We start from the raw sequence: 10,612 nt of genomic DNA, 5'->3' as shown, positions 1-10,612 counted from the left end.
GATTGAACTCCGCTTGAGTTCAATCTGCGCCGGGTCGGCGTTGTCCGGGATTCAGTTTGAGCCGGGTCGGCGTGATCTCAGATTCAGTTTGAGCCGGGTCGGCGGTCAGGCGGGCCAGGGGGTGAGCGAGCCGTCCGCGCCCCAGACGAGGTACTGACCGGGCTCCTCGGCCTCGGCCTGGCCGTCGGTGTAGCTCAGGGTGCCGTAGACCGACACCTGCTCCTCGACGGCGGCGAGCGCCTCGGCGACCTCCGCCGGGTCGCCGCTGCCGGCGTCGCGGATGGCGGTCGCGACCAGCCACATGGCGGTGTAGCCCTGGGCGGCGAACATGTCGGGCGCCTCGCCGTACTCCTCCTCGTAGGCGGCGGCGAACTCCGCGCCCTCGTCGTTGACGGTGAACGCGGCGCTGAAGGGGGTCGGGAAGATCGTGCCGGCCAGGTCGCCGCCGGACGCGTCGTAGGCAGCCCGGCTGTCGGCACCGACGTTGGAGACGATCGGCTTGTCGTAGCCACGGCTGCGCAGCGCCTTCGCGAGGTTGGCGGTCGAGGAGCCGATGGTGCTGGCGACCACGACGTCCGGGTCGATGCTGGCTATCTCGGTGGCGACGCCCGTGAAGGACGTCTCGGCGGTGCCGACGCGGATCGTCTTGGCGAGGCCCACCCCGTTGCGCTCCAGGCCGGCCTCGTACACCGCCGCGTCCTGCACCATCGCGTCGTTGTCGTCGTTGACGACCATGACGGCGTCCGCGAAGTCCCCCGCCGGGAGCACGGTGTCGAGGAACTGGTCGTACATGCCGCCGGGCGCCGAGGGCACCTCGAACGGCCGGAACAGGTACGGCGGGTCAGCCAGGTCGTCGAGGATGGAGACGGTCACGACGCCGGGCACGGTGCTCTCCCGCAGCAGCGGCGAGAGCGCGCCGGCCTCGCCGCCCAGGGTGCAGCAGAGCACGGCCGAGGCGTCGTCGGCCTCGAGCTGCCGGTAGGCGGCGATCGCCTTGCCCGGGTCACCGGCGGTGTCGACGATCTCGAGCTCGATCTCCGAGCCGTCGCCGAGGAAGTCGCTGTCGTTGATCTCCGCGACGGCGAGCTCGATCCCCTGCGCCACCGGCTTGCCGGCGAACGCGCCCGGACCGGACTGCACGATCGGTGCGCCGACGAGGTACGTCGTGGCGCCGCCCTCCTCGTCCGAGGAGGAGCATCCGGCGAGGACGGTGCCGGCGACGGCGAGGACGGTGAGGGCGCCGGCGGTGCGGACGGCTCTGCGCATGGGTGGATCTCCTGTCGGGGTGGATCTCAGAGGGTGGCCGCGCTGCCGAGCACGAGGGTGCCGGAGCTCATGAACATGCCGCCCACACCGGTGCAGACGCTGATGTCGACGCCGTCGACCTGTGCCGGGGCGGTGCCGCGGACCTGGCGCACGGACTCCTGGATCGCGAACATGCCGTACATCCCGGTGTGGGTGTAGGACAGGCCGCCGCCGTTGGTGTTCATCGGCAGGCTGCCACCGGGGGCGGTGTGGCCGTCCTCGATGAAGGCCGGCGCCTCGCCGCGGCCGACGAACCCGAGGTCCTCGAGGCCGTAGATCGGGACATGCGCGAAGGCGTCGTAGACCATCAGGTGGTCGACGTCGGCGTGGGCGACCCCGGACTGCGCGAGGGCGCGCTCGCCACCGAGGCGGATGGCGCGCGACGAGGTCAGGCTCTCCAGGCCGGAGACCACCGACGACTCGCTGGACTCGCCGGCGCCGAGGACGTAGACGGGCGGGTTCGGCAGGTCGAGCGAGCGGGCCCGCTCGGCCGAGGTGAGCACGAGCGCGCCGCCGCCGTCGGTGACCAGGCAACAGTGCAGCAGGTGCACGGGGTCGGCGATCACGGGCGAGGCGAACACGTCCTCGACGGTGATCGGGTCGCGCAGCTTGGCGCGCGGGTTCATCGCCGCCCACTGCCGCTGCACGACCGGCACCAGCGCGAGCTGCTCGCGCGTCATGCCGTACTCCGCCATGTAGCGCCGCACGCCCATCGGGAACAGCGAGGGGGCGCCGACCGGGCCGTGCGGGATCTCCAGCTGCGCCATGAACGACTGCGGGGCGGGCGCCCACGGCGTCATGCCGATGCGCGAGCGTCCGGACTCGCCGTGGGTGACGAGCACGGTCTCGCACAGGCCGGCGCTGATGGCGGCCATCGCGTGCCGCACGTGCAGCATGTACGACGAGCCGCCGACGTTGGTGCCGTCGAGGTACTCCGGCACGATGCCCAGGTAGTCGGCGATGTCATTGGGAAGCTCGCCGGCCGAGGCGACGCCGTCGATGTCGGCCGGGGCGAGGCCGCAGTCGGCCAGCGCGTTGAGCGCGGCGTCGACGTGCAGCTCCAGGGCGGACTTGTCGGGGATCTTCCCCAGGTCGGTGCTCTCGGCCGCACCGACGATCGCGATCGCTCCGCGCAGGTCGGTCCCACGGACGCTCATCGTCCGGCCTCCTCGAGGTCGAAGCAGACGACGCGGCGCTCGCCGCGCTCCTCGAAGCCGACCCGCACGGCGGCGTCGACCTCCAGCAGGTCCGGGCGGTCGGTGCGGACGACGCCGGTCAGGTGCGGTCCCTCCGCCAGCCGGACGACGCCCAGCGCGTACGGCGCCTCGAAGCCGGCCGGGGCACGGTGGTTGACGACGAACGACAGCAGGACCCCGGTGCCGGCGGCCGGCACCAGCTCCACCGAGCGCGCGCCGCAGCGGGGGCAGCTGCTGCGCGGGTAGAGGAAGGACGATGCGCAGGCCGTGCAGCGGGGCACGGTCAGCTCGCCGGCATCGATCCGGTCGAGCCACTCCTGGGTGTCCGGGGTGGCGAGGGGGACGGGCTTCACGAGGTCACTCCTGAACGAGATCGGGCAGCAGGTGCTTGCGGAGCTTGCCGTTGGCGCCGCGGGGCAGCTCGGCGACGACCTGGTACTGGCGCGGCACCTTGTAGCGCGCGAGCCGGTCGTGGAGGAAGGGCCCGAGCAGGTCGGCGACGTCGGCGCCGAAGAGTGCGGAGCCGGGCACGGCCTGGATGACGGCGCACGAGAGCTCGCCCCACTCGGGGTCGGGCAGTCCCACGACGCCGGCGTCCTGGATGTCGGGGTGCTCGAGCAGCGCGGCCTCGACCTCGGCGGGGTAGATGTTGACCCCGCCGCTGACGATGACCTCGGCCGAGCGGCCGAGCAGGAAGAGGTAGCCGGCCTCGTCGAGGTGGCCGACGTCGCCGACGGTGACGAAGTCGCCGACGCGACCGGCCTGGGTCTTGGCGTCGTCGCCGCGGTACTCGAACGCGTTCGCGCCCATCCGGAGGTAGACCGCACCCGCGGTGCCGGTCGGGACCTGCTCACCGTCGTCGCCGAGGACCCGGACCTCGGCGCCGGGCTGGGGACGTCCCACGCTGCCGGGACGCTCGAGCCATTCGGCGCTGGAGATGGCGGTGCCGGCGGCCTCGGTCGCGCCGTAGTACTCCCACACGACGGGGCCGAACCACGCGATGACCGCGCGCTTCACCGACTCGGGGCAGGGCCCGGCTCCGTGCACGAGGTTGCGCATGCTGCCGACGTCGTACGCCGCCCGGGTCTCCTCGGGCAGGCGCAGCAGCCGGTGCAGCTGGGTCGGCACCATGTGGGTCGTGGTGACCCGGTGCTCCTGGATCAGCCGCAGCACCTGCTCCGCGTCGAAGCGGCCCGTCAGCACGACAGCGTGCCCGTAGTGGAGGGACGTGACCGCGAGCCCGCTGACCGCGGTGTGGCTCAGCGGCGAGGTCACCAGGTGCACCCCGTCGTCGAGCGGGGTGATGCCGAACATGCCGAGCTGCCAGGCGGCGCCGGCCGCGAACACGTCGTCCGGGTCGCCCTCGGGCAGCCGGCGCAGCACGCCCTTGGGACGACCCGTCGTGCCGGAGGTGTAGCCGAGGTAGGAGCCCGGTGACCGGTCCTCCAGGGGTCCGGTGGGCACGCCGGCGACCTCGGTGGTGAGGTCGCGGAAGCCCGCGGCCGCGCCGAAGGCGAGGCGGCGCTCGGCCGGGAGGTCGCTCGCGTCCGCCGCCGAGCGCACCGTGTCGGCGTACGCGAGCGAGCAGAGCACGGCCACCGGGGCCGCGTCCTCGACGATGTAGCCGACCTCGGTCGTGGTCAGCGCCGTGTTGACCGGGACGTAGTAGGCGCCGACCTGCTGGCAGGCGAGCACCAGGGCGATCGCCCACGACTCGTTGGCGACGACACCGACGACGCGGTCGCCGCCCTCGAGGCCCAGGTCACGCAGCAGCCGCGCCGTCGCATTGGCCCGGGCCAGCAGCTCCCCGCGGGTGACGGCGGTGCCGTCGGGCTCGACCACGGCACACGCCCCCGGGGCGGTGGCGGCCAGACGCCAGAAGCCCAGCTCGCTCATCCGCGCCGCTCCCCCGCGACCCGCGCCAGCAGTTCGCGGGCGAGGTCGCGGCGCAGCGCCGTCGTCGTGCCGTACGACGCGGCGAGGCCCATCGCCCGCTTGAGCCAGATGTGCAGGTGGTACTCCCAGGTGAAGCCGATCCCACCGTGCAGCTGCAGCGCGTCGACGTTGGCCCGGGCGGCGGCATCGCCGGCGTACGCCTTGGCCGCGGCCGCGCGGCGCGGGCCGTCCGGCTCGTCGACGGCGTCGAAGGCCGAGAGCGCCGCCGCCGTGGCCATGTCGACCATGACGGCGAGGTCGGCCGCCTTGTGCTTGACCGCCTGGAAGGAGCCGACCGGGCGGCCGAACTGCTCGCGGACGGCGACGTACTCGACGGTGAGGTCGAGCAGCCGCTGGGAGGCGCCCGCGAGCAGGCAGGCCGCGCCGGCGAGGGCGAGGGTCCGGGTACGGGCGACGACGGCGCTGTCGTCACCGACCTCGGTGCCCGCCCCCGCGAGGACGACCCGGGCCAGGGGACGCAACGGGTCGAGCGCGGCGACAGGGGTGACCTCGAGCTCGTCGGCGGTGAAGGCGCGCACGGCACCGTCGTCGGCGAGGTCGAGGAGCAGGTCGGCGTCGGCGGCGTACGGCACGAGCGGCGTGAGCTCGCCGAGGCGGACCACGACGATCGCGTCGCCCGCGGCGATCCGCGGCAGCCAGGTGTCCGCGACCGGGCCGGGCAGGGCGCCGAGCACGGTCGCGGCGAGCACCGCCGTCTCCAGGTAGGGCTCGGGGACCGCGTGCCGGCCGAGGCTGTGCAGCACACCCGAGAGGTGGGCCGGCGACAGCCCGGCGCCGCCCTGCTCCTCCGCGACGAGCGCGGAGACCAGGCCGGTCTCGGCCAGACGGCTCCAGAGTCCGGGGGTGTGGGCGGTGCCGTCGTCGATCCGGGCGCGCAGGAAGTCGAGGTCGCAGTGCCTGCCGAGCAGGTCGTCGGTGAGCTCGACCAGCTCGCGCCGGTCCTGGTCGAGGGTGTCGTGGAGGGTCATCGTCGCGGCTCCATCGGCAGGCCCAGCACCCGCTCGCTGATGATGTTGCGCTGGATCTCGTTGGTGCCGCCGAAGATCATGGCGGCCCGGGCGTACCAGTAGCGGTGGTGCCACTGGGACCACGCGCGCAGCGTGGCGGGGTCGGCGTCCGGCAGCGAGCCCGGGTCGCCGACGGCGGCCCCGTCCTCGGCGAGCAGCCGGATGCCGGTGTCGAAGATGTCGTGCTGCATCTGGGTCCAGAAGACCTTGTTGATGCTGGCGGTGCTGTCGAGCTCGCCACCCGCCTCCGCGCGGGCGGCCAGGCGGTAGACGTTGGCGCGGTAGACCTCGGTCTGCACCAGGACCCGGCCCAGCTCGTCGAGCGCGTGCGTGTCCTCGCCGAGGTCGCGTGCGTCGACGAGCGCCGCCAGGTCGGCGACGTCGTTGGAGAACTTGGCGTGGTCCCCGAACACCGCACCCCGCTCGAAGCCGAGCGTCGACATCGCCACGGCCCAGCCGCGGTCGATCTCGCCGACGACGTTCTCGACCGGGACCCGGACGTCGGTGAAGAAGACCTCCGCGAAGCCGCGGGTGCCGTCGACCATCGCCAGCGGCCGCACCTCGACACCCGGCGAGCGCAGGTCGATGCACAAGAAGGTGATGCCGTCGTGCTTGCGCTTGCGGCCCGCCTCCGGATCGGTGCGCACCAGCGCGAAGATCCAGTCGGCGAAGCCGCCCATCGAGGTCCAGATCTTCTGGCCGTTGACGACGAAGTGGTCGCCGTCGCGCTCGGCCCGGGTCCGCAGCGAGGCGAGGTCGGAGCCGGAGCCGGGCTCGCTGAAGCCCTGGCACCAGATGGTGCGACAGGCCAGCAGGTCGGGGATCCAGCGGGCGCACTGCTCGGGCGTGCCGTACTGCATCAGCACCGGGCCGAGCAGGTAGAGCCCGCCCATGTTGATCCGCTCCGGAGCGCCGGCCCGGTAGTACTCCTCGGCGAACGCCATCGACCGGCGCAACCCGGCGTCGCGGCCGCCGTACTCGGCTGGCCAGTCGACGGCGGCGTACCCGCCCTCGAAGAGCCGGCCCTCCCAGGCGCGGTGCAGGTCGAAGCCCTCCCGCTCGGTCCACGGGGGCAACGGCTCGGCCGGGACGTTCTCGGCGAGCCAGGCGCGGACCTCGGCGCGGAACTCCTCCACGTCGGCCTCGGTGACGGGGTGGTTCATGCCGCGAGTCCCAGGGCGTCGGAGACGGCCTGCATGGTCTCGGCGTAGTCGTCCGTCCCCATCCGCAGGGACAGGTTGACGCCGTCGGCCCCGAGCTCGAGGTAGCGCTCGACCACGGCCGGCAGGGCGTCCATCTCGCCCGTGAAGCGGAGCCCGGCGATCACGTGCTGCTCCGACCGGTCGCGGCCGGCCTCCTCGAGCTGGGCGCAGTACGTCGCGTGGTGCTCGGTGAACTGCGAGGGGGTCAGGTTCCAGGGGTACCAGCCGGTCGCGACGGCGGCGGCGCGGCGGAGCGCGGCCGGCGAGTGCCCGCCGACCAGCATCCGCGGCATCGGTGCGCGGTCCTCCGGGTAGATGCCGTCGGGGTCCTCCCAGAGCCGGGTGAGCTCGGCGATCCCCTCGCCACAGCGGCGGCCGCGGGTCTTGAACTCGGTCTGGCAGGCGGCGAACTCCTCGGCCGACCAGCCGACGCCGACGCCGAGGTCGACCCGGCCGTCGGTGAGGGCGGCGACCGTCATCAGGTCGCGGGCCAGCAGGCGCGGGTTGCGCAGCGGGAGCAGCATGACCGAGCTGCCGATCCGCAGCCGGGTCGTGGCGGCGCACACCTCCGCCGCGGCCTGGAGCACGTCGAGCAGCCCCTGGTCGGCGGCGGCCTCGACGCGCGCCTTGCCGTCCACGGTCTTGTTGTGCCGCTCGACCTTCTCGGGGTCGGTCGCGGACGGCGCCTCGGGGTACGGGTACTCCGAGGTGTACTCGTCGAAGAACACGATGTGCTCCGGCAGCCAGATGCCGGTGAACCCCAGCTCCTCGGCCGTCCTCCCGAACTGTGCCATGAAGGCGGGGTCCCGCTCGGCGCTGCCGTCGAACAGGTCGACCAGACCGATCTCCACCGAGGCTCCTCTCGTGGTCGTGCGTGGCTGGATGGGTGTGTCGATGGGTGCCGCGACTCAGGCGAACGCCGCGATGGCGGCGATCTCCTCGTCGGTCGGCAGGTGGTCCAGGTCGGCGACCAGCTCGTCGACGCGGACCGGCAGCGAGGCGATCGCCTCGCGGGCCACGGGCAGGTCGGCGACCGGGACGCACCAGGTGCGTCGTACGCCGTCGGCGGCGTCGCCGAGCACCTTGCCGAGGACCTCGACCGAGGCGGTCAGGTCGTCGCGACCGGCCTGCCAGGCGAGCCATCCGGCGGGGGCGCCGTGGGCGGCGACGTACCGGTCCAGGACGTCGGCCGAGGTGGCACGCAGGTGGGTGGCCGGCACCCTCGCGCCCACCGGCTTGGGGAGCGCGATGGCGCCGGTGAAGGAGACGTGCTCGCCGGCGTACGACGCGCGGCGCTCGGTCCACAGGGCACGCATGGCGCCGAGGTTGTCGAGGGATCGGCCGACGTGGTCGTCGACGTCGCGGAACGGGTCCGCCAGGGCAGCGGGCGGAGTGCCGAGGTCGAGCCCCAGCTCCAGCCGCCCGCCGCCGAACCAGTCGATGCTGGCGATCTGCTTGGCACGGACCGCCGCGCTGTGGAGGGAGAGGAGGTCGCCGGACAGCCCGAGTCGGATCCCGCTCGTCGCCCGGGCGAGGCGCTGCAGGCCCAGGTTCGGGTCGTGCGCCCGGTCGGTGGCGGCCTCGCGGTCGCCACCGGCCCACCAGGAGGCGAGCCCCGCCTGCTCGGCGGCCACGCCGGCCCGCGCGATCGCGGTGCCGAGCGCCTCTCCTCCGGTCGTCCGGAAGCTGCAGGCGATTCCGAGGTCCATCGACATCCTCTCCCTCACGCGGCGATCGTCAGCCGGCCCACTCGGTGAGCGTGCCTTCGGCGCTCCACTCCAGATAGGAGCCCGGCGCGTTCAGGCTGGCCTGGCCGTCCTTGTAGACGAGCTCGCCGTAGACGCTGTCCTGCGAGGTGATCCCCTCGAGCGCCTTGGCCACCTTGGCCGGGTCCTTGTCGCCGGCCTCCTTGATGGCCTCGGCGAGCAGCCACATGGCGGTGTAGCCCTGAGCGCCGTACATGTCGGGCTCCTTGCCGTACTCGGCCTGGTAGGCCTCGGTGAACTTCGTGGCGAGCTCGTTGTCGGTGAAGCCGGCCTGGAAGGGCACAGCGAACAGCGCACCGGCGAGGCCGCCGCCAGAGGACTTGAAGAGCTCGACGCTGTCGACGCCGTAGCTGGTCAGGATCCGCTTGTCGTAGTCGCGCTCGCGCAGCGACTTGGCGAGGAGCGCGGCGGGGGTGCCGAGCATGCTGGCGACGACGGTGTCGGGGTCCAGCGACTGGATCTCGGTGGCGGCCTGGGTGTAGTTGGTGTCGGTCGACGACGTGTTGATGGTCTTCACCACGTCCACGCCGTTGCGCTCCAGCGCCGCCTTCCAGATCTCGGCGTCACCGACCATGCCGTCGTTGTCGGAGGTGACCACGAGCACGGCGGTCTTGATGCCCTCGGCCGGGACGACGGTGTCGACGAACTGGTCGTAGATGCCCTCCGACTCCGCGGGCAGCACGACCGGCCGGTAGACGTACGGCGGCTCGGCGAGTCCGGCGAGGATCGCCGAGGTGACGATCGCGGGGACCTTGCTCTGCTTGATCATCGGCGCGAGGGCACCGGCCTCGGAGGAGAGGCCGCAGCACAGGACGCCGGACGCGCCGTCCGCGGCGTACTGCTTGTACAGCGCGATGGCCTGGGCCGGGTCGCCCTTGATGTCGTCGATCTTGAGGTTGATCGTCTTCCCGTCGCCGAGGAAGTCGCTGTCGTTGATCTCCTCGACGGCGAGCTTCGCACCCTCGGTGATCGGCACGCCGGCGAAGGCGGCCGGGCCGGAGGTGAGGGCGGGGAAGCCGACGAGGTACTCGGTGTCGCCTCCCTCGTCGGAGGAGCTGCATCCCGAGAGGGCGACCAGTGCCGCCGTGGTGATGGCCGCAGCAACGGTACGGAACCGGCGGCGGGGGGTGATGAGTCGAGACACGAGCGTCCCTTTCTTGCGGGAGGGTCAAGCAAATGCTTGATTAATGTGAAGCAAGTGCTTGATCTTAAGCACAGTGATGCCGGTCACGCAATGGCCCGAGGTCGCATTTCCGACGTATTTCGCAGTGAGGCTCAGCCGCGGGCGCCCTGAGGCACCTCCGAACGGGTCAGCTCGAACCTGCCGCGGTCGATGACGACGTCCCCGGCGGGGGTCAGCACCTGGAACAGACCCTCGTCGCCGTCGCGCCACACCACCAGGCGCAGCGCGTCGCCCGGCAGGACCGGCCGGGTGAAGCGGCCCGCCATGGACCGCAGCGCGCCGGCGTCACCGCCGGCGAGATGGTTGATCAGCAGTCGCGCGGCACAGCCGTAGGTGCACATGCCGTGCAGGATCGGGCGCTCGAAGCCGCCCCGGGCGGCGAACACCGGGTCGGCGTGCAGCGGGTTGCGGTCCCCGGTCAGGCGGTACAGGAGCGCCTGGTCGGGCCGGCTGGCGAAGTCGATCTCCAGGTCCGCCGCCCGGTCCGGCGCGGTCCAGGTGGGACTGGGGCCACGCTCGCCGCCGAAGCCGCCGGCGCCGCCGAAGAAGGCGCCCAGCCGGCTGCGCATCAGCCGCCGGCCGGTCGCGGCGTCGACCATCTCCGACTCGGTCCACATGACCGCGTGCGGGTCCTTGTCCCAGATCTCGGTCACGGTCGTGACGACCTGCGCCTCACCGGCCGCCGGGAGCGGCCCGTCCACCTCGAACTCCTGCTCGGCGTGCACCGCCCGGGTCGGGTCGAAGTCGCCCACGTCCGGCAGGCCGTGGGCCAGCCCGAGGACCACCGCGAAGGTCGGGATCACCTGCTGGGTGACGCCTTCGCTGTTCTCCGTCGTGAAGCCGAGCTCGGCGAGCGGGTCGTCCTGGCCGGCGCCGACGGCGAGGGCGTAGAGCAGCGAGTCCTTGTCGGTCCAGGTCACCGGGTGGGGTCCGGTGACCATGCCGACGCGGGTCGGGTCGAGGGGCATGGCTTCCTCCTGAGGGCGTGCGGGTGGAT

The 10,612-nt window shown here is 72.7% G+C and carries 10 protein-coding genes; all 10 read right to left on the bottom strand.

The window, feature by feature from the left end; translation table 11 throughout:
- Positions 1–105: 105 nt before the first annotated feature.
- The 10 genes from KVF89_RS02325 to KVF89_RS02280 all read right to left on the bottom strand — a co-directional run bounded on the left by KVF89_RS02325 (position 106) and on the right by KVF89_RS02280 (position 10,583).
- Positions 106–1,266: an ABC transporter substrate-binding protein gene (locus tag KVF89_RS02325; RefSeq protein ID WP_257423000.1), complete on the bottom strand. Its 1,161-nt coding sequence runs from the start codon at positions 1,264–1,266 to the stop codon at positions 106–108.
- A gap of 26 nt (positions 1,267–1,292) precedes the next feature.
- Positions 1,293–2,462 carry a thiolase C-terminal domain-containing protein gene (locus KVF89_RS02320; protein ID WP_257422999.1) on the bottom strand — a complete coding sequence of 390 codons (1,170 nt, stop codon included), beginning with the start codon at positions 2,460–2,462 and terminating at the stop codon, positions 1,293–1,295.
- Positions 2,459–2,854: a Zn-ribbon domain-containing OB-fold protein gene (locus tag KVF89_RS02315; RefSeq protein ID WP_257422997.1), complete on the bottom strand. Its 396-nt coding sequence runs from the start codon at positions 2,852–2,854 to the stop codon at positions 2,459–2,461. The genes KVF89_RS02320 and KVF89_RS02315 overlap by 4 nt, the downstream gene beginning before the upstream one ends.
- Before the next feature lie 4 nt (positions 2,855–2,858).
- Positions 2,859–4,397, bottom strand: a complete 1,539-nt coding sequence (locus KVF89_RS02310; RefSeq protein ID WP_257422996.1) for an AMP-binding protein — start codon at positions 4,395–4,397, stop codon at positions 2,859–2,861.
- Positions 4,394–5,425 carry an acyl-CoA dehydrogenase family protein gene (locus KVF89_RS02305; RefSeq protein WP_257422994.1) on the bottom strand — a complete coding sequence of 344 codons (1,032 nt, stop codon included), beginning with the start codon at positions 5,423–5,425 and terminating at the stop codon, positions 4,394–4,396. The genes KVF89_RS02310 and KVF89_RS02305 overlap by 4 nt, the downstream gene beginning before the upstream one ends.
- A complete protein-coding gene (locus tag KVF89_RS02300; protein WP_257422992.1) occupies positions 5,422–6,627 on the bottom strand; it encodes an acyl-CoA dehydrogenase family protein in 1,206 nt (401 codons plus the stop codon). The genes KVF89_RS02305 and KVF89_RS02300 overlap by 4 nt, the downstream gene beginning before the upstream one ends.
- Positions 6,624–7,517 (bottom strand): LLM class flavin-dependent oxidoreductase, encoded by an 894-nt coding sequence (locus tag KVF89_RS02295; RefSeq protein WP_257422990.1) that lies wholly within the window; start codon positions 7,515–7,517, stop codon positions 6,624–6,626. The genes KVF89_RS02300 and KVF89_RS02295 overlap by 4 nt, the downstream gene beginning before the upstream one ends.
- Positions 7,518–7,574: 57 nt before the next feature.
- Positions 7,575–8,375, bottom strand: a complete 801-nt coding sequence (locus KVF89_RS02290) for an LLM class flavin-dependent oxidoreductase (protein WP_257422988.1) — start codon at positions 8,373–8,375, stop codon at positions 7,575–7,577.
- Between the two features lie 28 nt (positions 8,376–8,403).
- Positions 8,404–9,576 carry an ABC transporter substrate-binding protein gene (locus KVF89_RS02285; protein ID WP_257422986.1) on the bottom strand — a complete coding sequence of 391 codons (1,173 nt, stop codon included), beginning with the start codon at positions 9,574–9,576 and terminating at the stop codon, positions 8,404–8,406.
- Between the two features lie 131 nt (positions 9,577–9,707).
- A complete protein-coding gene (locus KVF89_RS02280; protein ID WP_257422985.1) occupies positions 9,708–10,583 on the bottom strand; it encodes a MaoC family dehydratase in 876 nt (291 codons plus the stop codon).
- Positions 10,584–10,612 lie beyond the last annotated feature (29 nt).

Source organism: Nocardioides carbamazepini (genome assembly GCF_024614185.1).
Taxonomy (GTDB): domain Bacteria; phylum Actinomycetota; class Actinomycetes; order Propionibacteriales; family Nocardioidaceae; genus Nocardioides; species Nocardioides carbamazepini.
This window is presented reverse-complemented; position numbering and strand designations above follow the sequence as displayed.